Annotated in this window: 15 protein-coding genes and 1 pseudogene; 1 reads left to right on the forward strand and 15 read right to left on the reverse strand. The window is 67.9% G+C overall.

From position 1 onward, the window contains the following. Positions 1 to 110: 110 nt before the first annotated feature. From JJ683_RS02120 to JJ683_RS02145, 6 genes and pseudogenes are all read right to left on the reverse strand, one after another. Positions 111 to 671, reverse strand: coding sequence for a DUF3558 domain-containing protein (locus JJ683_RS02120; protein WP_200171007.1), 561 nt, complete (start codon positions 669 to 671; stop codon positions 111 to 113). Further along, positions 668 to 1,225 carry a DUF3558 domain-containing protein gene (locus JJ683_RS02125; protein WP_200171008.1) on the reverse strand — a complete coding sequence of 186 codons (558 nt, stop codon included), beginning with the start codon at positions 1,223 to 1,225 and terminating at the stop codon, positions 668 to 670. Before JJ683_RS02125 ends, JJ683_RS02120 begins: the two co-directional genes overlap by 4 nt. 12 nt (positions 1,226 to 1,237) lie before the next feature. Beyond that, the gene (locus JJ683_RS02130) at positions 1,238 to 1,519 is read right to left on the reverse strand and encodes a sortase family protein (protein WP_200171009.1); all 282 of its coding nucleotides are present in this window, start codon (positions 1,517 to 1,519) and stop codon (positions 1,238 to 1,240) included. A 114-nt stretch (positions 1,520 to 1,633) separates the two neighbouring features. Beyond that, a pseudogene (locus tag JJ683_RS02135) lies at positions 1,634 to 1,977 on the reverse strand (IS30 family transposase); the annotation flags it as partial. 656 nt (positions 1,978 to 2,633) lie between these two features. Next, positions 2,634 to 4,223: a DHA2 family efflux MFS transporter permease subunit gene (locus JJ683_RS02140; RefSeq protein WP_200171011.1), complete on the reverse strand. Its 1,590-nt coding sequence runs from the start codon at positions 4,221 to 4,223 to the stop codon at positions 2,634 to 2,636. After that, the gene (locus JJ683_RS02145; RefSeq protein ID WP_200171012.1) at positions 4,220 to 4,714 is read right to left on the reverse strand and encodes a MarR family winged helix-turn-helix transcriptional regulator; all 495 of its coding nucleotides are present in this window, start codon (positions 4,712 to 4,714) and stop codon (positions 4,220 to 4,222) included. The genes JJ683_RS02140 and JJ683_RS02145 overlap by 4 nt, the downstream gene beginning before the upstream one ends. A 136-nt stretch (positions 4,715 to 4,850) precedes the next feature. Here JJ683_RS02145 and JJ683_RS02150 point away from each other — a divergent pair, with 136 nt between their 5' ends. After that, a complete protein-coding gene (locus tag JJ683_RS02150; protein ID WP_200171013.1) occupies positions 4,851 to 5,375 on the forward strand; it encodes a SixA phosphatase family protein in 525 nt (174 codons plus the stop codon). A gap of 95 nt (positions 5,376 to 5,470) precedes the next feature. Here JJ683_RS02150 and JJ683_RS02155 read toward each other — a convergent pair whose 3' ends face one another. The 9 genes from JJ683_RS02155 to JJ683_RS02195 form a co-directional block, all read right to left on the reverse strand. After that, positions 5,471 to 9,451: a DNA-directed RNA polymerase subunit beta' gene (locus JJ683_RS02155; RefSeq protein WP_200171014.1), complete on the reverse strand. Its 3,981-nt coding sequence runs from the start codon at positions 9,449 to 9,451 to the stop codon at positions 5,471 to 5,473. 127 nt (positions 9,452 to 9,578) lie between these two features. Beyond that, positions 9,579 to 13,070: a DNA-directed RNA polymerase subunit beta gene (gene rpoB / locus JJ683_RS02160; protein WP_200171015.1), complete on the reverse strand. Its 3,492-nt coding sequence runs from the start codon at positions 13,068 to 13,070 to the stop codon at positions 9,579 to 9,581. Positions 13,071 to 13,505: 435 nt separating this feature from the next. Next, positions 13,506 to 14,240: a hypothetical protein gene (locus JJ683_RS02165; protein ID WP_200171016.1), complete on the reverse strand. Its 735-nt coding sequence runs from the start codon at positions 14,238 to 14,240 to the stop codon at positions 13,506 to 13,508. A gap of 11 nt (positions 14,241 to 14,251) precedes the next feature. Further along, the gene (locus JJ683_RS02170; RefSeq protein ID WP_200171017.1) at positions 14,252 to 15,004 is read right to left on the reverse strand and encodes a hypothetical protein; all 753 of its coding nucleotides are present in this window, start codon (positions 15,002 to 15,004) and stop codon (positions 14,252 to 14,254) included. A gap of 228 nt (positions 15,005 to 15,232) precedes the next feature. Next, entirely contained in the window at positions 15,233 to 16,480 is a 1,248-nt protein-coding gene (locus tag JJ683_RS02175) for an MlaD family protein (RefSeq protein WP_200171018.1), read from the reverse strand. Further along, a complete protein-coding gene (locus tag JJ683_RS02180; RefSeq protein WP_200171019.1) occupies positions 16,480 to 17,913 on the reverse strand; it encodes an MCE family protein in 1,434 nt (477 codons plus the stop codon). The genes JJ683_RS02175 and JJ683_RS02180 overlap by 1 nt, the downstream gene beginning before the upstream one ends. Beyond that, on the reverse strand, positions 17,913 to 19,145 hold the full coding sequence (locus tag JJ683_RS02185; RefSeq protein ID WP_200171020.1) for an MCE family protein: 1,233 nt from the start codon (positions 19,143 to 19,145) through the stop codon (positions 17,913 to 17,915). The genes JJ683_RS02180 and JJ683_RS02185 overlap by 1 nt, the downstream gene beginning before the upstream one ends. A gap of 3 nt (positions 19,146 to 19,148) precedes the next feature. Further along, positions 19,149 to 20,150, reverse strand: a complete 1,002-nt coding sequence (locus JJ683_RS02190) for an MCE family protein (RefSeq protein ID WP_200171021.1) — start codon at positions 20,148 to 20,150, stop codon at positions 19,149 to 19,151. Beyond that, positions 20,147 to 21,217 carry an MCE family protein gene (locus tag JJ683_RS02195; RefSeq protein WP_200171042.1) on the reverse strand — a complete coding sequence of 357 codons (1,071 nt, stop codon included), beginning with the start codon at positions 21,215 to 21,217 and terminating at the stop codon, positions 20,147 to 20,149. Before JJ683_RS02195 ends, JJ683_RS02190 begins: the two co-directional genes overlap by 4 nt. Positions 21,218 to 21,358: the final 141 nt, after the last annotated feature.

Here is a 21,358-nt window from a genome sequence, read left to right on the forward strand (position 1 = left end):
GCCGCGTCCGTTTCGACCCGGGTCGGTCAACCGCAGCGGCCGCGCGCCTGTAGCGTCGAAGGGTCGGCCACTGCCGGGGCGCCGAGGCGAACCTCCGGCGCGCCGGGCCGTCACAGCGCGCGGTTGATGCTCAGTTCCACCAGCTTGCGCGCGGCTGCACAGGGGTCCGTTCGCACCCCATGCACCCACCAGCCGACCACGCCGGACTCGCCCGCGCGCGCCACCGCACCGCAGGACGCGGGATCATCGGGCGGGCGCATGACGTAGGCCGACGCCCCGGCAACGCGCACCGCCTCCACCGTGTAGCCGAGCCGCTCCGCCACCGCCTTCTCCCGATGCACCGTGCCGCTTTCGAACCAGTTCAACTGGACGTCGGTATCCCCGTCGAGCGACACCCATCGGCATACGGCGCCCGAAAAGGTGGAATACACACCCAGCACGCCCACCGCCTCCGCGATCGTCTCCGTCGGGACCACGGTGCATTCCCTCAGCAGGTTGACGTACTCCTCGCCGGCGGGGCCCGTGCCCGCCCGGGCCACCGTCGCCTCCCCCGGGATCGCCTGCGTACACCCGGCCGAAAGCAGGCATGCGGCGAGGACTGCGGGCACGCCCCACCGGTGCACGGCAAGCGCCGCACGCCGGGTGCGCGGAGGCCGGAGGTGCGCGTTCATCCGGCACGCTCCGCGGTCATCGTCGCCAACGTCATCGCCACGCCGCACACGCCCCCCGCCGGCGGACTGGGCATGTCCACCCCGTAGGAGACCGACCAGAGGAAGAAGTCCGCACCGTATTGGACGCCCACCTCGCACAGCGACGAATCGGACTGCGAGGAGAAACCGGGCCTGCCGCCGACAGCCACCTCCTGCACGTCGCGCCCCACCGCGCCGTCGATGGCGCGCTCGCGGCCGATGGGGCTGCCCCGGTACCAGGTGAAGCTCACGTGCGATCCCACATCGACCAGCCCGACATCCCATTGGCAGCCGACGGTGTCGCGCACCGCCTCAAGCGGCAAGGTGATCCCGGTGGTCGCGGCCACTTCTCCATCCGTGACGGACCCGCACATCCCCAAAGCCGGGCCGGGCTCGCCGGTCGAGGGTGCAGGTGATACCGATTCCGACGGGTCTGCCGCAAGCGCATCACCGGCCGATCCTCCCGACCCGCCGCACGCCGCCACGGTCACCCCGACGGTGACCGCGAGCGCCCCTCCCCAGACACTTCGCTTCACCCGGCGAGGGTATCAGCGCACGGGTGCGGCATACAGGTAGACGTTGTCCGCGTAGTCGCCCACGCCGTCGGCGTAGGTGCGTTCACCGCCGCAGGCGTAGGCGAGCTCACAGCCGCAGGCGTAGGCGAGTTCACAGCCGCAGGCGACGACAGCCAGGCGGCGCGGGCCGTCCGGCCCGTCGAACACGCTCGGCTCCACCCCGTCCGCCTTGGGCAGCTCGGTCACCGCCGTCACCCGGCACTCGGTGGGCGCACCTGTGTCGTCCGCGGAGTAGATGATGCCCCCGGGGCGCATGCGGGCAAGGTCGAACAGCGCGCCCGACCCCCTGCTACCGCGGCGGCGACTCGGCGGGCCCGGCGACCGGCGCCCCCCGCATCATCCACACTCCGATTCTCCAGCACCGTGCGACGGCCGCTGATCTGCCACGCTTGCCGACGATCAGCTCCCCTTCCCACCAACCGGGAACCGACCGGTCGGATGCCTGCTCGGGTCGGTCGTCCATGGAAATCATGCCGCCGATCCGCCCGCCCTTACGTTCGCCGAGCACCTTTAGGAGATTGTGCCGGGGCCGTGTGGAGCGCAACAGGATTCCCGACTTCGCCCACTCGCCGTTCGGGAGGGCGTAGATCCACCGGTAGATCGCCTCGTGCGAGACGGTCCAGCCTGCGGCATCAGGGGAATGCACCTCGGCGTCCGCGCCGGCGTCCGGCGCCTCGAGGCGCCGGCCGGCCGGCGATCTGTCGGGGCGTGCGGAACGGTCAGCCGATCATCCGGCTTGTTGCCGTAGAGCGGCACGACGTACCCGTTGTTGTCGTTCTCGAGGAGCTCGCCGGCGAGGTTGATCCGCTCGGGCAGCGGCGGGAAATCGGTGCCCTCGCCGAGCGGCGCCGTGAATGCATCCCCTGGCGCCGCGGTCGCCATGCCCGCACCCGCGGCACCGCCCCCGCACCCACCAGCGCGAGTACGCCGACGGTGGCCACCGCCGACCGCACCGCGTGCACGGTGAATTCATCCGACCCGCCACCATGACAGCCGTACTGGAACAGCACGACAGCAAGACTCGCACGCATTCACGCACCGATCGCGTTCCACTTCTCCACGCAGCACGGCGCATGGAGAGCACAATGTTTCCAACGCGTTCCGCGCACTGCAGATCAATGCGTTGTGCACGTTGCGTTGCGGCGGATATCGGCGATCGTCTCACGCCGGACGCGACGCACTCGCCGTCCGGTCACCCCCGAAGCGGGGTGTCCTAACGGCCGGGGCGGGGGCGCAGACGCTACGAGGCCCCACCCGGTGCCGGGTGGGGCCTCGTAGCCGGGAGGACGACTACGTCTTACCTCCTGCTAACTGCGGGCGCGGCCCCTTCGGGACGGCGCGGCGCAGAAACGGCGTCAGGACGTCGCCGTCACTTCGCGACCAGCTCGCGCTCGTCGTCCGTGCCCGCGACGGCGGACGGCGCCGCGCCCGCCTGCTCCGACGGCGCCACCTTCTGCCGCGACAGGAACATCGCGGGGATCAGTGTGCACGCCACGATGACGACGCTCACGACGAAGGTGTCGCTGAACGCGCCGGCCGCGCCGGTGAGCAGTTCCTGGATCTTCGCCGCCATGTCCGCCGGCACCGGGCCGCCCCCCGCCGCCCCGGCGCTCTGCATCGCCGCCGCGTCGACGCCGTGGCTCGTCATCTGATTGGTGAGGATCACCGACATGGTCGCCGCACCGATCGACGCGCCCGTCTGCTGGACGATGTTCATCAGCGTCGAACCCCGTGCCACCTTGTGCTCCGTCAGAGTCGCCAGGGCGGAAGTCATCAGCGGCATCATCGTGAAGCCCATCCCGATGCCCATGATGAGCAGCGAGCCGCTGGTGTACCAGAGGGAGGTGTCGGTCCCGACCTGCGTGAACAGGCCCAGCCCGACGACGATGAGCGAGATGCCGGGGAGGACCACGAACTTGGGGCCGATCTTGTCTATCAGCTTGCCGCCGATCGGCATCGACATCATCGCGCCGAGCCCCTGGGGCGCCACCAGCAGGCCCGCCATCAGCGTCGACTCACCACGCACCTGCATGAAATAGCTGGGGAGCAGCATCATCGTGCCCATGAAGGCGATGACGAACAGGAGCAGCGTGATCACGGAGACCGTCAGGTTCCTGTCTTTGAACAGCGACAGGTCGATGAGCGCGTTGTTCTTGCGCAACGCGTGCAGGACGAACAGCACCATCAGCGCCAGCCCTGCGATGCCGGGGCCGAGCACCCGGACGGCCGCCACCGTGCCCTCGTCCGGGATCGAGGAGACGCCGAAGAGAAACAGGGCCAGTCCCGGCGAAAGCAGCAGCATCCCGAGGAAGTCGAACTTCTCACCAGGATGCGTCCTATCGGACGGCAGGACGACGAACGCGGCCAGGATCGCCAGTGCGCCGACCGGCACGTTCACCAGGAAGATCCAGTGCCAGGAGACCGAGTCGATCAGCCAGCCGCCCAGGATCGGACCGCAGATCGGGCCCAGCAGCATCGGCACGCCCAGCAGCGCCATCATGCGACCGATGCGATGCGGCCCTGCCGCCCGGGTCAGGATCGTCATACTCAGCGGCATGAGCATGCCGCCGCCCAGGCCCTGCAGCACGCGGAAGCCGATCAGCGCCTCCAACGACCACGCCGTGCTGCAGGCGACCGAACCGACGACGAACAGTGCCAGCGCCGTCAAGTACAGGCGTTTGGTCCCGTAGCGATCCGCGGCCCACCCGGTGAGCGGAATGACCGTGGCCAGCGACAGGGTGTAGGCGGTGACCGCCCACGCGACGTTGGCGTAGCTCGCGTTGAAGGCGTCCTGGAAGGTGGGGATGGCGACGTTGACGATCGTCATGTCCAGGGTCGCCATGATCGCGCCGAGGACCACGACGCCGGCCACCTTGAGCAGCCGCGCGTCCAGGGCGGTCGCGCCCGCCGCGGCGTCGCCGGGCGGCGCTGCCGTGCCCGGGGAGTTTTCTGATGTCATGAGGAAGTCCTGACTTGGTCGGGTGAGCAGGCGGCACCTGCACGGAGATGTTCTGGAGTGGCGGCGATGGCGGCCGCAACAGCCTCTCTCAGTCCGTCGGCAACATCGGCGGGCAACGCACGGGAGAACGTACGGATCCGCTCACGCATTCCCTCGCGCTGCGTGTCCGCCAGCCTGCGACCTTCCGCGGTGAGCGAGACGAGTTTGCTGCGACGGTCGTCCGGGTCTTCGCGGCGATCCACCATGCCGAGCGTCACCAGGCGGTCGACGGTGCGGCCCGCCGTCGCAACCGAGACGTTGAGCCGCTCGGCGACCACGTTGATCGGCAGTTCGCTGCCGTGCATCGCCAGCATGAACACGACGCGCACCTGCGTGAGAGTCAGATCCATGCTCACGAACACGTCGAGCACATCCGCGTCGCAGCCCTTGTGGAGAATCCCGATGAACGTGTCGAATACATCGGCGAGGTCTACTTCCGCTGCAACATCCACAGCGAAATACTACCGTTGATGCGACTACTTCACCATTGCAAGCATTGGGGAACGGATCACACCAGACCGCTCGAGGGGTCCCGGTCACATTCCGGACGGGCGTGGCGGCCGCCGGCCTCGCGCTACCGTCGCAGGCATGTCACGCACTCTGATTCTCCTCCGTCATGGTCAGGCCGCTCCGGCCGCCGGCGCACCCGATCACGACCGCCCACTGACCGAGCACGGCGCCGCGCAGGCCGAGGCCGCCGGCGAATGGATCGCCGCGCACGGATGGCAGGTCGGTGCCGCATTGTGTTCCACGGCGGTGCGCACCCGCGAGACCCTCCGCGCCGTGGCCGTCGCCGCCGGCTGGAGTGAGGCCGCAGTCGCCTGCAGCGCCGAGCCCGCGCTGTACGACGCCGGTGTCGACGATGTCCTCGACGCCATCGCACCGGTGGGTGACGACGTGGACACCCTCGTGGTCGTCGGCCACTTCCCCGGGCTGCCCCGAACCGCACTGACCCTCGCGCCGTCCGGCCCTCTCACCGACCAAGTCCGCGACGGAATGCCCACCGGCGCGTGCATCGCGATCGCGACCGACGCCGCGTGGTCCGCGCTCCCCGACGTGCTTCGCGGCACCTCGGATCCGTACGGCACCATCACCGCCGTCCTCACTCCCTGACCCCGCGGCGGCACGGCCGTCGCCGGACAGACCACGGCCCCCGGATCCTGCGCGGATCCGGGGGCCGTGTCTGCGGTTCTGCCAGGCGGGGCGTGCTAGCGGTAGTCGCCGGAGAACGGGAAGTCGTCCAGCGGCACCGCGGCACCGGTGGCGCTGCCGAAGCCACCGTCCGGTCCGTAGAACGCGTCGTCGTACGCAGGCACCGCGTATGCGGCGGCGCGCGCCTCCTCCGTCGGCTGCACCTGGATGTTCCGGTACCGGTTGATGCCGGTGCCGGCCGGGATCAGCTTGCCGATGATCACGTTCTCCTTGAGGCCGACGAGGCTGTCGCTGCGGCGGTTGATCGCCGCATCGGTCAGCACGCGCGTGGTCTCCTGGAAGGAGGCAGCGGACAGCCACGAATCGGTGGCCAGCGACGCCTTGGTGATGCCCATGAGCACCGGGCGCCCGGCCGACGGCTCTTGCCCCTCCTGCACGGCCCGCTTGTTGGCCGCGTCGAAGTCGGCGCGCTCGACCAGCGACCCGGGCAGGAACTCCGTGGCCCCGGAGTCGATGATCGTCACGCGGCGCAGCATCTGCCGCACGATGACCTCGATGTGCTTGTCGTGGATCGACACGCCCTGGGCCCGGTAGACCTCCTGCACCTCGTTGACGAGGTGGACCTGGACATCGCGGGGACCCATGATCCGCAGCACCTCGTGCGGGTCGGCAGCGCCCTCGAGCAGCTGCTGTCCCACCTCTACATGATCGCCGTCCTGCAGGACCCGCTCGTACTGCTCGCCCTCGGGACGATGCTTGGCCAGGCGCTGCCGCTTGGACAGCTTGTCGTAGACCACTTCTTCGCCGCCGTCGTCGGGCGTGACGGTGATCGTGTAGAAACGGTCGTCGTCCTCGATGCGAACCCGGCCCGACTGCTCGGAGATCGGCGCCTTGCCCTTGGGCACGCGCGCCTCGAAGAGCTCCTGTACGCGCGGCAGACCGCCGGTGATGTCGTCACCGCCCGCACCACCCTGGTGGAAGGTGCGCATGGTCAGCTGCGTGCCCGGCTCACCGATCGACTGCGCCGCCACGATGCCCACTGCCTCGCCGATATCCACCAGCTGTCCGGTGGCCATCGAACGGCCATAGCACTTGGCGCACACGCCCGTTCCGGTGGCACAGGTCAGCACCGAGCGGACCTTCACCTTCGTGACGCCGGCGGCGAGCAGCTTCTCGATCGCCGGGTCGCCCAGGTCGCTGTCTTTCGCCACGACCACGTCGCCGTCCGCGTCGAGCGCATCGGAGGCGAGAGTGCGGGCGAACGCGGAGGTCTCCACGTGCGCGTCGCGGACCAGGTTGCCCGTGGGCTCCCCGGCCGCGTCGAGCTCGGGCTCGGCGATGGCGATCGTGATGCCGCGCGGCGTCGCGCAATCGACCTCACGCACGATGACGTCCTGCGAGACATCGACCAGGCGACGGGTCAGGTAACCCGAGTCGGCCGTGCGCAGCGCCGTGTCCGCCAGGCCCTTGCGGGCGCCGTGCGTGTTGATGAAGTACTCGAGCACGGTCAGGCCCTCGCGGAACGAGGACTTGATGGGCCGCGGAATGAACTCGCCCTTGGGGTTGGTCACCAGCCCCTTCATGCCGGACAGAGAGCGCACCTGCGTCATGTTGCCCGCAGCGCCCGATTTCACGATCATCGGGATCGGGTTGTCGTCGGGGTAGTTGGCCTCCATGGACTTGGCGACCTCTTCGGTGGCCTCCGACCAGATCTTGACCAGCTCGCTGTTGCGCTCCGACTCGCCGACCGCGCCGCGCTGGTACAGCTTCTCGGTCTGGTCGGCACGCTTCTCATACGCCTCGAGGATCTCGGTCTTCTGCGGCGGCACGAGCACGTCGGACATGGCCACGGTGACGCCCGAGCGGGTCGCCCAATAGAAGCCGGTGTCCTTGAGCTTGTCGACCGTCTGGGCGACGGTGATCATCGGGTACCGCTCCGCGAGGTCGTTGATGATCGCGGCCTGGCGCTTCTTCGGCATGACCTCGTCGATGAACGGGTAGTCCACCGGGAGCAGTTCGTTGAACAGCACGCGGCCCAGCGTCGTCTCGGCCATCCACGTATCGCCGGGGGTCCAGCCGTCCGGGAACTGCTCGGCTTCGATCGCCGCCGGGGGACGCTGACGGCTCAGGCGCACACGGATGCGCGCCTGCATCGCCAGGTCACCCAGGTCGACGGCCATGATCGCCTCCGCGGGCGCCGAGTACACGCCCGTCGCCGCCTGGTCCGTCACCGACGGGGTGTAGGCGCCCTTGGCGTCCTCCACCTCGCGGGTCAGGTGGTACAGGCCGGTCACCATGTCGAGGCGCGGCATGGCCAAGGGGCGGCCGGACGCCGGCGACAGGATGTTGTTGCTCGACAGCATCAGGATGCGCGCCTCGGCCTGCGCCTCCGACGACAGCGGCACGTGCACGGCCATCTGGTCACCGTCGAAGTCGGCGTTGAACGCCTCGCACACAAGCGGGTGCAGCTGGATGGCCTTGCCCTCCACCAGCTGCGGCTCGAAGGCCTGGATGCCGAGGCGGTGCAGGGTCGGCGCGCGGTTGAGCATGACCGGGTGCTCGTTGATGACCTCTTCGAGCACGTCCCACACCTGCGGACGCTGACGCTCGACCATCCGCTTGGCAGACTTGATGTTCTGCGCGTGGTTGAGGTCTACCAGGCGCTTCATGACGAACGGCTTGAACAGCTCGAGCGCCATGAGCTTCGGCAGGCCACACTGGTGCAGCTTGAGCTGCGGGCCCACGACGATCACGGAGCGACCCGAGTAGTCGACGCGCTTGCCCAGCAGGTTCTGGCGGAACCGGCCCTGCTTGCCTTTGAGCAGGTCCGACAGCGACTTGAGCGGGCGGTTGCCCGGGCCGGTGACGGGCCGGCCGCGCCGGCCGTTGTCGAACAGCGCGTCCACCGACTCCTGGAGCATCCGCTTCTCGTTGTTGACGATGATCTCGGGCGCGCCGAGGTCGATCAGCCTCTTGAGACGGTTGTTCCGGTTGATCACCCGCCGGTACAGGTCGTTGAGGTCGCTGGTGGCGAACCGGCCGCCGTCGAGCTGCACCATCGGGCGCAGCTCCGGCGGGATCACCGGCACGGCGTTGAGGACCATGCCGGCCGGGTCGTTGCCCGAGCTCTGGAAGGCGGCGACGACCTTGAGCCGCTTGAGCGCGCGCAGCTTCTTCTGCCCCTTGCCGGAGCGGATGGTCTCGCGGAGGTTCTCGGCCTCGGCCTCGATGTCGAACGCTTCGACGAGCTTCTGGATCGCCTCTGCGCCCATCGTCCCCTCGAAGTACTCGCCGAAGCGGTCCTCGAGCTCCCGGTAGAGGCTCTCATCGATGATGAGGTCCTTCGGCGCGAGCTTGGTGAACGTCGTCCAGATTTCCTCCAGACGGTCCAACTCACGCTGCGCACGCTCGCGGATGTGCCGCATCTCGCGCTCGCCGGCGTCCTTGACCTTGCGTCGCGCGTCGGCCTTGGCGCCCTCCGCCTCGAGCTCGGCCAGGTCGGCCTCGAGCTTCTGGGCGCGCTCCTCCAAGTCGGCGTCACGCTGATCCTCGACGGCCTTGCGGTCCACCGTCATCTCCGCCTCGAGCGTCGACAGCTCGTTGTGGCGCAGCTCCGCGTCGACGGCCGTGATCACGTACGCCGCGAAGTAGATGATCTTCTCGAGGTCCTTCGGCGCCAGGTCCAGCAGGTATCCGAGGCGGCTCGGCACGCCCTTGAAGTACCAGATGTGGGTGACCGGCGCGGCGAGCTCGATGTGCCCCATGCGCTCGCGACGCACCTTGGCGCGCGTGACCTCCACGCCGCAGCGCTCGCAGATGATGCCCTTGAAGCGGACGCGCTTGTACTTACCGCAGTAGCACTCCCAGTCCCGGGTGGGACCGAAGATCTTCTCGCAGAAAAGGCCGTCCTTCTCGGGCTTGAGCGTGCGGTAGTTGATGGTCTCCGGCTTCTTGACCTCGCCGAAGGACCAGTTGCGGATGTCCTCGGCGGTGGCGAGACCGATCCGGAGTTCGTCGAAGAAGTTGACGTCGAGCACGTAACTTCCTTTCCCCGCTTGCGGGATATGGACCCGTATACCGTGCGGTCGGGGTCCTGACTGCCAAAAAAGTTGAGTATCCGTTGCGCCCTCCCCCGGCCGGAGCGTCTCCGGCCGGGGCGGGCACCTAGTTCACCAGGTCGTCCACCGTGGCCGATTCGTTCTTGGACAGGTTGATGCCCAGGTTCGCCGCGGCCCGCTCGAGATCCTCGTCGTCGGAACTGCCCATCTCGATTGCCATGCCGTCGGAGGCGAGCACCTCGACGTTCAGGCACAGCGACTGCAGCTCCTTGAGCAGGACCTTGAACGACTCGGGGATGCCGGGCTCCGGGATGTTCTCGCCCTTGACGATGGCCTCGTACACCTTCACGCGGCCCACCACGTCGTCCGACTTGATGGTCAGCAGCTCCTGCAGGGTGTAGGCGGCGCCGTAGGCCTGCATCGCCCAGCACTCCATCTCACCGAAGCGCTGGCCGCCGAACTGCGCCTTACCGCCGAGCGGCTGCTGCGTGATCATCGAGTACGGCCCGGTGGAACGGGCGTGGATCTTGTCGTCCACCAGGTGGTGCAGCTTGATGATGTACATGTAGCCCACGGCCACCGGGTACGGGAACGGCTCGCCGGAGCGCCCGTCGAACAGTGTCGCTTTGCCGTCCGGGCCCACCATGCGCTCGCCGTCGCGGTTCTTGAGCGTGCAGCCGAGCATGCCCTCGATCTCGGACGGCTCCGCGCCGTCGAACACGGGGGTGGCGGTAATCGTGTCCGGGCCCGCCTCGTACATCTCCTCCGGAAGCCGCTCGGCCCACTCGGGGTCGCCTTCGACCTTCCAGCCGGTCTTGGCGATCCACCCCAGGTGGGTCTCCATGATCTGGCCGATGTTCATACGCCGCGGCACGCCGTGCGTATTGAGGATGATGTCGATCGGCGTGCCGTCCGGCAGGAACGGCATGTCCTCCTGCGGGAGGATCTTGCCGATGACGCCTTTGTTGCCGTGCCGGCCGGCCAGCTTGTCCCCGTCCTGGATCTTGCGCTTCTGCGCCACGTACACGCGCACGAGCTCGTTGACGCCGGGTGCCAGCTCGTCATCGTCGTCGCGCGACACGACGCGGACACCGATGACCTTGCCTGACTCGCCGTGCGGCACCTTCAGCGAGGTGTCGCGGACCTCGCGGGCCTTCTCACCGAAGATCGCGCGCAGCAGACGTTCCTCCGGGGTCAGCTCGGTCTCGCCCTTCGGCGTGACCTTGCCGACGAGCACGTCGCCGTCGCGCACCTCGGCGCCGATCCGGATGACGCCGCGCTCGTCGAGGTCCGCCAGCACCTCGTCGGAGACGTTGGGGATGTCCCGGGTGATCTCCTCCGCGCCGAGCTTGGTGTCGCGGGCGTCGATCTCGTACTCCTCGATATGGATCGAAGTGAGGACGTCCTCCTCAACGATCCGCTGGGAGAGGATGATCGCGTCCTCGTAGTTGTGGCCCTCCCACGGCATGATCGCCACGAGCAGGTTCTTGCCCAGCGCCATCTCGCCTGAATCCGTGCACGGACCGTCCGCGAGGACCTGACCGGCCTCCACGCGTATGCCCTCGTCCACGACCGGACGCTGGTTGGCGCACGTGCCCTGGTTGGACCGCTCGAACTTCTCAAGCCGGTGAGTGGCGCGGCTGCCGTCGTCCGCCATGACGGTGATGTAGTCGGCCGAGACCTCCTCGACCACACCCGCTTTGGCCGCGACGATGACGTCGCCGGCATCCACGGCCGCACGCAGCTCCATGCCGGTGCCCACCAGCGGCGCCTCGTTGCGGACCAGCGGCACGGCTTGACGCTGCATGTTGGCGCCCATCAGCGCACGGTTCGCGTCGTCGTGCTCGAGGAACGGGATCATGGCCGTCGCTGCCGAGACCATCTGACGCGGCGAGACGTCGACGTAGTCGATCTCCATCGGGCTGACGTACTCGACCTCGCCGCCCCGCTTGCGGACGAGGACGCGTTCGTCGGTGAAGTTGCCGGCCGCGTCGGTGGTCGAGTTCGCCTGCGCGACGACGTGGCGGTCCTCTTCGTCCGCGGTGAGGTAGTCGACCTGATCGGTCATCACGCCATTGTCGACCCTGCGGTACGGCGTTTCGATGAACCCGAACGGGTTGACCCGCGCATACACCGAAAGCGAACCGATGAGGCCGATGTTCGGCCCCTCCGGCGTCTCGATCGGGCACATGCGACCGTAATGCGACGGGTGGACGTCGCGCACCTCGAGGCTGGCGCGCTCACGTGACAGGCCGCCCGGCCCCAGAGCCGAGAGCCGACGCTTGTGGGTCAGACCCGACAGCGGGTTGTTCTGGTCCATGAACTGCGACAGCTGAGAGGTTCCGAAGAACTCCTTGATCGCCGCGACGACCGGACGGATGTTGATCAGCGTCTGCGGCGTTATCGCCTCGACGTCCTGGGTGGTCATGCGCTCACGCACCACCCGCTCCATGCGGGAAAGGCCCACCCGGATCTGGTTCTGGATCAACTCGCCGACCGTGCGCAGGCGGCGGTTGCCGAAGTGGTCGATATCGTCCACCTCGACCGGAACCTCGACGCCGTCGGGGGAGACCATGGAGGTCTCGCCGGCGTGCAGACGCACGAGGTATTCCACCGCGGTGACGATGTCCGACTCGGTGAGCACCAGCGGGTCGTCCGCGCCCGCGGAGTTCAGACCCAGTTTCTTGTTGATCTTGTAGCGACCGACGCGGGCCAGGTCGTAACGCTTCTCCTTGAAGAACAGGTTCTCCAGCAGCGCCTGCGCACTCTCCTTCGTGGGCGGCTCGCCCGGGCGGAGCTTGCGGTAGATGTCCAGGAGCGCCTCGTCGACGCCGCCGGTCGCGTCCTTCTCCAGCGTGGACATCATGATCTCCGAGAAGCCGAACCGCTCGGTGATCATTTCGCTCGTCCAGCCGAGCGCCTTGAGCAGCACGGTCACCGGCTGGCGCCGCTTGCGGTCGATGCGGACGCCCACGGTGTCACGCTTGTCCACGTCGAACTCGAGCCACGCTCCGCGGCCCGGGATGACCTTGACGCTGTGCAGTTCCTTCTCGGTGGACTTGTCGATCGAGTCGTCGAAGTACACGCCGGGGCTGCGCACCAGCTGAGACACGACGACGCGCTCGGTGCCGTTGATGATGAACGTGCCCCTGTCGGTCATCATCGGGAAGTCGCCCATGAAGACCGTCTGGCTCTTGATCTCGCCGGTCTCGTTGTTGATGAACTCGGCGGTCACGAACAACGGGGCCGCGTAGGTGATGTCCTTCTCTTTGCACTCCTCGATGGACGCCTTGACGTCCTCGAAGTGCGGTTCACTGAAGGAAAGCGACATGGTGCCCGCGAAGTCCTCGATGGGCGAGAGCTCGGTGAGGATCTCCTCGAGCCCGCCCTGCCTCTGCGTGTCACCACGGGCGGCGACACGGTCGCGCCATGCCCCCGAACCGATCAGCCACTCGAATGAATCCGTCTGGATGTCCAGGAGCCCGGGCACCTCGATCGGCTCTTGGATCTTTGCGAACGAGATCCTCCTGGGGGCCCCGGGAATCGTCGATTCTTTCCTGGTCTGGCGGGAGACTGCCAAGATGCGTCCTTCCAGCACCTCACGCGCGCCACCCTCGAATCGGGCGGCCGCCGCTGTACCTGTTCTGCGGATTCTGCCGGATGCGCTCCCGACAATTCCGCACCTTCAGGTGACCAGCGGCCTGATCCATGCTCAAGGGGCCCGCACCGCGTTTCCGCACTGCAGTTCCGCAAGAGGACCAGGCGCCAGGACCCGCCGGAGACGGTAAGTGGACAGGAGGCAGCCAGCGCAACGTCCAACGGTAGCGCAATCCGGCAGCGATGTCGAATCCGCTCACGACCACCGGACCCGCCGCCTCCGAGGAGACGCGGCGGGCATCCGCCACCGGGACCCGCGCCGGAAATCTGCACCGGCGATCGGATACGGCCTTCTGTTCCCGGATCAGGGTGACCGGTCCGCGCCGCCACGTCAAGACTCGGCCCGGCGTTTCGTCTCCGGCGGCCCGCTCAGCCCTCAGAGCAGGCGCATGTCCGTGGCCTTCCACCGGCCGTCGACCTTCTCCATCTGCACACGAAGAGGCGCGGCGTCCGAGATCTGCTGGGAGTCGCCGTTGGTTCCGGAACGCTCCATGATCACCACCGCAGTGGCCTCGTCGCCGTCGAGCTTCTCGATCCCGACGTTCCCCTCGCCGACGGTGGCCTTGATGGTGGTTTCGGCCTGCGTGATGATCTGGATGTTCTGATCTGCGGTCTGCTGATAGCTCGCCAGCATGTCCTTGTTCAGGAACTTCGCCAGCGAAGCCTGGTATGCATCGAGGTCCTGGTACGAGTATGAGAAGACCCCTTGGACGATGTCGCGCGCGGACTGCGCGGCCTGCGCCGTCGCGGACTGGTCGACGAACGCCGTGTTGACGTCCGCCGGATGGGGCCCGTTGTGCTCGGCCCACTGCCATCCCGACAACGCCGCTGCAAGCGTGAATACGACGGCGCCCGCCGCTGCGGTGATCATCGCGAGCCGGCGACGCCCGCCCCGCGCCGCGTCGACCTTCCGCTCGCCGTCCGCCGCTGCGTCGGCGGAAACGTCAGCCTCCCCGACTTCCTGCGCATTCCCGCTTTTCTGCGCGTCGGCGTCCGTCTTCGTAGAGCCCGTCTCCGTGCTATCCGTCCTCAGAGCGTCCGTCGGCTCCGGACCATCCGGTTTCTCCACTGCGTCCGCCGACGAGTCGCCGGGCTTCTTGCCGAACCTCATCGAAAGCCTCCTCACGACCCTGCCGGATTCTGCTGGTCGGTGCCCTGCGCCGGGCCGCCGCCCGTACCGGCCGCGCCGTCACCACCCGCACCGTCACCACCCACACCGTCACCACCGGGTATCGGCGCGTCCGCGCCGGGATCGGCGGGCGCCGGCTGCGCGGGCACATCCCCGGCCCCCGTGTTCTTCCCTTCCGCGTCGCCCACGCCGGCGAAGCGCGTGTCGAAGTCCGACACCTTCCACGCGCCGTCCTGCTTGGTCAGCGACATACCGATCCCCTGCCGCAGCACCCGCTCCTGCCCGTCGGTGAGCGTCTGCGTGCGCACGACGAACGCGAGCGCCGAGGCCGTGTCCTTGGAGTCGTCGAAGGACGTCAGCACTGCCGAGTTGAGATCCGTCCGCATCGACACGCCGGTCTCCTTGAGCGCCGCCGCCAGGTCGTCCCTGGCCGTGCCGGGGGCGAACTGCTGCGCGAGCTCACCCGCGGTGACGTCGTACATCCCGTCGAGGCTCTTGTCGATGTCGTCCATCGACACCGTCGTCAGCGCCACGGCGGCCTTGCCGGCCGCCTCGGCCGCCGCATTGCGATCCGCGGCGACGGCATTCTCCGTCGAACCGGACTGCACCGCGGCGACGGTCCACAGCGTCGCCATCACCACCGCCGCCACGAGCGCGGCTGAACACAATGCGACGGTCACGATCAGGCCCTTGTCGCGCGAGCGCTTCCCGCTGTCCGTCGAGGACGCAGCTTCGGTCACAGTCATCCAATCTGGTGTTTCGACTATTCCGGGCCTCCCGGACGGCCCCGGCGCGCACGCACCGGCCACGCGACGCGGCATAGTGCGGGCCTGTCTGCCGGCACGCCCGGCACGCGGCCCCGGACACTCCTGCAGGCTACGTGCCGCGACCGCGCAGCGCCCGTACCGGTTCGCCGGCACCGCATCGCGCGGCCGCGGCGACGCCCCGGCCCGGGAGCGACGTCGCGCCGAAAATCAGCGCGGCGTCACGCCCAGCAGCGCCGCCACCTGCGATGCAATCGGCCGCAGATACAGCTTGTCCGGATCCTGCTTGGGCTTGTCGTCCCACGGCTGCACCGTATCCGGATCCGCGTACTTGATCCGGTCCGAACTCCGCACGCCCGTGGGATTGCCGAGCGGCACGTCGCACGAGGCGTCGAGGTTCACCGGGAACTCGTCCGTGGTGTCGTCGAAGTCGGGGTTCTTCGCCTTCATATCGGCGAGGATCTGCTGCGTGCCCTCGTAGCCACGCGTGCATGCGACCGGGTTGTTGGTCTCCAGCACGACGCCCATGTGGATCGTGTCGTCGCCGGGGGCGACGGTGGGCGACGCCGCGCCCAGCGCCGGCAGCGCGGCCAGCAGGACCCGCAGTCCTTCCCACACGTCGTCGGCAACGCCGCTTATCACGTTGGCACCCGCGAGCAGCGAGGCGATGTCGTCGCCGCTCTCACCCACGAAGTCCCCGACCTCGTCGCTGGCGTCCTTTGCGGTGCCGATGAGCCGCCGCACGTCCGGGTCGCTCGACTTGAGCTGCCGGGTGATGCGGTCCAGATCGGCGCTGTAGGACTGGATCGCCGAGGACTGGTCCGCCTGCGTACCGAGCACGGTGACGCTGTCCGTTATCAGGTCCAGGGTCTGCGGCAGGTTCTTCGACGCCTCGTCGGTGAACGAGTTGACGGATTGCACCAGCGAGCGCAGATCGTCGCCGCGGCCGTTGAACGCCTTGCCCAACTCGGTGAAGGCCGTCCTGAGCGCATCCACCGGGACGGAATCCATGAGCCCCGACACGGACTGGAACAGATCCTCGATGGGGATCGGCGTGGAGGTGTGGTCCGCCGGGATGGTTTCCCCGTCGTCCAGGTACGGCCCGGAATCGCTCACCGGCTGGAAGTCCACGTACTGCTCGCCGATGGCCGAACGGTTGGCCACGACGACGTGGGTGGCTTCCGGGATCTTGGGCCCACCGTTCTCGAGTTCCAGGTCCACCTGGAGCCCGTCCGGTGTCAGCCGCATCTCGCCGACCCGGCCCACGGGGACCCCACGGTAGGAGACCTCCGCATTGGGGAAGATCCCGCCGAAGTGGTCGAGGTTCATGTGCACGGTGTACCGGCCGACGCCGACCAGGTCGTCCAGGCGCGCGTACTTGCCGCCGACGTAGACGATGCCCAGCACGGCAATGACGACGAACGCGATCAGTTGCACTTTCATCAGTCGGGACAGCATCAGTCGCCACCTTCCTGGCCGTCTGCCGGACCGCCCGCACCCGCCTGCTCGTCCTGAGGCGGGGTGGCGACCTGGCCGATCTGCGGCAGCGCGTCGGCTGCGCGGTCCCATCCGTCCTGCACCGCTTGCGTGCCCTGCCGCACGGCCTCCGCCGCGTTGTCGACGACGCCGAGAGGCAGGCTCGCAGGATTACGCTGGAACGGCGGGGCGGTGTCCGCCAAAGGCAGCAGCGTGACCGTGGGCCAGCCGCGCCGCGGCCCGTTCCCATTGATCCATGGGTTGCTCAGATCGACGGGCACCTGGTGCGCGCCGTACGGCTTGACGTACCGGGGATCCGGCCGCCCCACGCCGAGGTTCGCGAGCGTCTCGCCGATGCGCAAGTCGGCCGACACCCACACGTTCGCGTAGCCGCCCTCGATCCCCTGCAGGATCTCGTCGGGAATCGGGAAGGTCGGCAGGATGGGCAGGGCACCCACGAGCGACGGGACGTTGTCGGCCAACGCCTGGATCGTCGGGCGCATCGCGCGCAGGTCGCGCAGCACGTCCTCACGCGTCGTCGTGATGACGTCGGTGCCGGCCTTGCCCAGACGGTCGAGCTGGTTGAGAAGCGCGACGAAGTCGGGGCGCTGCTCGCTGAGGATCCGGACCCCCTCCGGCAGTTCTTCCAGGATGGCCTGAATCTGCTCGCGCTGGTTGCTGACCGTGCCCGTGAGCGTCTGCAGGCTGTCGAGCGCTTCGCTGATCGACTGTCGCTGATCGTTGACGCCCGCGACCAGGTCGGTGAACTGGCCGAGCAAGTCCCGGGTCTGCAACTCGCGACCGCCGATAGCCTTGTTCATCTCCTCGACGATCGGCTGCACCTGCGCCACGCCGCCGCCGTTGAGCAGCAGCGACAACGCGCCGAGGACCTCTTCGATCTGCACGCTGCGGCCGGTCCGCTGCAGAGGAATCTGCGCCCCGTCCTCGAGCGTGCCCGTCGGTGCGACGCCGGTCGGCGGGCTCAGGGCCACGAACTTCTCGCCCAGCAGGTTGGTCTGTTCGATCCGGGCTACCGTATTGGCCGGCAGGCCGAGGTCTCCCTGGATCTCCAGCGTCAACCGCGCAGACCAGCCGTCCGGGGCGAGGTCGATCGCCTTGACCTGGCCGACTGCGATCCCACCGACCTTGACCGCCGACTGCGGCACCAGCGACAGCACGTCCGCGAAATCCGCGGTGATGGTCATCGGATGGTCGCCGGTGTCCGCACCGCCGGGCAGCGGAAGGCTGTAGACGCCGCCCGTTCCGCACGCGCTCAGCGCCAGCGCCGCACCGGCCATGCAGGCCCCCACCGCCAGCCGCCCGCGGCCGGGACCGCCGCCCTTGCCCGGGCGCCCTTCCGGCTCCGGGTGCGGCCGCGTCTGCGACGCGGGCTCCGCGCTCCTATGCCACCGCATCAGTTGCCCCCCTCGAAGCGTGGCGACACGACGCCCGGCTCGGTGCCCGGCACCGGGGACCGCTGCAGGTTGTCGCCGCTGAGGATCCCGAACGGCAGGTTCAGCGTGGGTGTCTTGATACCCGCGGTGATCTTGTCGGCGATGGCCTTGCACTGGTCCATGACCGGCCGCATCTTCTTCTCCAGCGCCTCGTACTCGGGGATGCCCGGCCCCATCTTGCCCATGTTCAGCAATTGACAGCCGATCTCGTACAGCGGATCCTGCAGCATGGGGAAGCCCAACCGCATCTGGATGGTCCCCGAGTCCGGGTCGTATGCGTCGATGAAGTTCGCGATGGCGAGCGGCATCAGGGCGAGCGATTCCTTGAGCCCGTCACGGTGGCTCGCCACCGTCTGCGTGACGGATGCGAGCCCGTTGATATTGCTCTCGAGCAGATCCTTGTTGTCGTGGACGAAGCCGGCGACGTCCCCTAGAGCGTACGACAACTGCTTGATCGATTCGGCCATGTTGCCGCGCTCGCCGTCCAGGAAGTCGGTGAACTGCGCCATCTGGGAATTGAACTTCCGTACCTGGGCATCGTGCTCCGCGAGTGTGCTCGCGAAAGTCTGCAGGTTGCGGACCGTGGCGAAGATGTCCCCGCGCGAATCCGACAGCGTCCGCGCGGCGTCGCTGAGCTTCGCGATCGTCTCGTTGATCGAGTCGCCGTTGCCGTCCAGGTTGGCGGCGGCGCTGTTGACGAAGTCCGTCAGCGCCCCGTTCTTGTTCGCGCCGTGCGGTCCCAGCGCTTCCGAAACCTCTTGGATACTCTTGTACATCTCGTCGATCTCGACGGGGGTGCGGGTGTGGTCGCGATCGAGAGTGGCGTTCTGGGGCAGCTTCGGCCCGCCCGAGTACGCCGGCGCCAACTGCACATACCGGTCGGGGACCACGGAGGGCGTCACTTGCACGGCCGTGACCCCCGCGGGAACGTCCACGTCGCCGTCGACGGTCATCACCACCTTGACATCCGAGCCCGCGGGATCGACGGAATCGACCTCTCCGACCTCCACGCCGAGAACCATCACCTTGGATCCGGCGTAGATGCCGACCGTCCTATCGAAGTACGCGGTGATGCGAGTGGGCTCGGCCCGGAAGAACACGAACCACACTGCGGTCCCCGCCACCGCCAGGAGGAGCAGGAATACCACGATGAGCGCGATGAGCTTGTTCGACACGCGATTGAGCACAGCCATGCGTCAGTTCCCTCCCCCGCCGAGATTGCGGACCGGTTCACGCGGCGACGGCACGTCGGGCAACCCCGGCGGCACCACGTTCCCGACGATCGTGTCCCACCAGCGCCCGTTGCCGAGCGAGTTGTTGAACAGCCGGTAGAACACCGGCGCCTGCACCAGCGCCTTGTCGATGTTGTCCTGGTTCTTCTGCAGCAGGTCCACGACCTGCTGCAGCTGGGTCAGCGCAGGGCCGATCTGCTCCTGGTTGTCCGCGACCAGGCCACGCAGCTGCGTGGACAGGTCCTGCGTGCGCACCAGGAGACGGTGGATGGCGTCCCGCCGCGCATTGAACTCCTCGAGCAGGTCCGCCGAGTGCGCCAGGATCTGTTCGAACTCCTGGTTGCGGTCGGCGAGGATCTGGCTCGTCTGCCGGGTCGCGTCGAAGAGGTGCCGGATCTCCTGATCGCGCGAGGCGATGGTCTGCGAAAGCCGCGTGACACCGTCGAGTGCGCTCTGCACGTGTTCGGGTGTGTTCGCGAACGCCTCCGAGAGCACCTGCATGCTCTGCGCGAGTTGGGCGCTGTCGATCTCGCCCACGCTCTCCGCCGCGTCTGAAAGCGCCTCGACCACGTCGTACGGGGAACTTGTCCGGGAAAGCGGAATCGTGATGTCCGGGTCGGCCCGCTCCGATCCGCGCGGGTCGAGCGCCAGATACTTCGAACCGAGCAGGGTCTTGATCTGGATGCTCGCCGTCGACTGATCACCGACCCACGTGTCGGTCACCCTGAAGGCGACGAGGACTTTGTCGCCGTCGAGCTCGACGCCGGTCACCTGACCGGCCTTGACCCCCGCGACGCGCACCTCATTGCCCTCTTTGAGGCCGGCGGCCTCGGCGAACTCTGCGTGGTAGACGGGGCCGGCCCCGATGAACGGGAGCGACTTGAACGAGAACGATGCGACGGCCAGCAGCACCACCATGAGGATGCCGATGAGGCCCGTCAGTATCGGATTGCGTCGGATTGTCACCGGTCACCTCCCGCATGGCAGCGCGGCGCCATGTTCGTGTAGAGCGCCTGATTGACGGCAGGCAGATTCGACACGCTCGACAGGTCGAGGTTGTCCGAGTGCCCGGGGCCCATCACGATGTCGAGGCCGCACAGATAGAACTGGAACCACGAGCCGTACATCGCCGTGCGGTTGAGCGCCTCGTACTTCTTCGGCAGCGTCTGCAGCACCTTGTCCACGTCGTCTTCTTGCGCGTTCAGTCCGGTCGCAAGCTGGTTGGTCCCGGAAATCAGCCCCTGGATCGACGGCCGTGCCGGTTCGATCAGGTCGGTCGTCGCATCCGTGAGGTCAGCCAGCGAGGAGACGGCGTCGCCGATCGCGTCCCTGTCCGCGGCGAGCCCTGCCACGAGGTTGCGGGTGTTGACGACCATCTGGTCGAGTCCCTCCGCGTGCTCGTTCACCGTGTCGAGCACAGCGTTGAGGTTGTCGATGACCTTGCCGATGACCGCATCCTTGTCCGCGATCGTGTTGGTCAGCGTCGACGTGGTCGCGACCAGGTCGCCCACCGTCTGCCCCTGACCCTGGAAGACCTGGATGATCGAGTACGCAAGTTTGTTGACGTCATCGGGCTGCAGCGTCTGGAACAGCGGCCGGAAGCCATTGAACAGCTGTGTGAGGTTCAAAGCGGGATGCGTCTGGTCTACGGGGATCGTGTCGCCCGCGTCGAGCTTGCCTGCACCCGGGTCGTCGCCCTGGCTCACCGAGACGTACCGCTGGCCGATCAGGTTGCGGAATTTCAGGCTCACGACGCTGTCCGCCGGCAGCCCGCCGTCCCTGTTGACGGTGAATCCGACCTTCGCCTTGTTGTGGTCGACCACCTCGATGCTGGTCACCTGCCCCACTTTGACCCCGCCGATGCGGACGTCGTCGCCGCTGTTGAGCGAGGTGGCGTCTGTGAACTCCGCATAGTATTGCGTCCCGCTGCCGCCGCCGATATTGGCGATGGACACTGCGAGCACCCCGGTCATCAGGATGGTGACGACGCCGAAGATGAGCAGCTTGATGATGGGCGCAGTGAGCCCGCGCAGTTGCCGCCTCACTTGAACACCACCTCGTTGCCGCGCAGCGACGGCGCCCCGAGCACCGTCGTCCACCCCGGAATCGACGCCGCATCCGCACCCGAGGCCGCCGCATACACCTGCGCCAGCGCCTCCTGCTCGGACTGCGAG

This window comes from Tomitella cavernea, from assembly GCF_016599145.1.
GTDB classification, from domain to species: domain Bacteria; phylum Actinomycetota; class Actinomycetes; order Mycobacteriales; family Mycobacteriaceae; genus Tomitella; species Tomitella cavernae.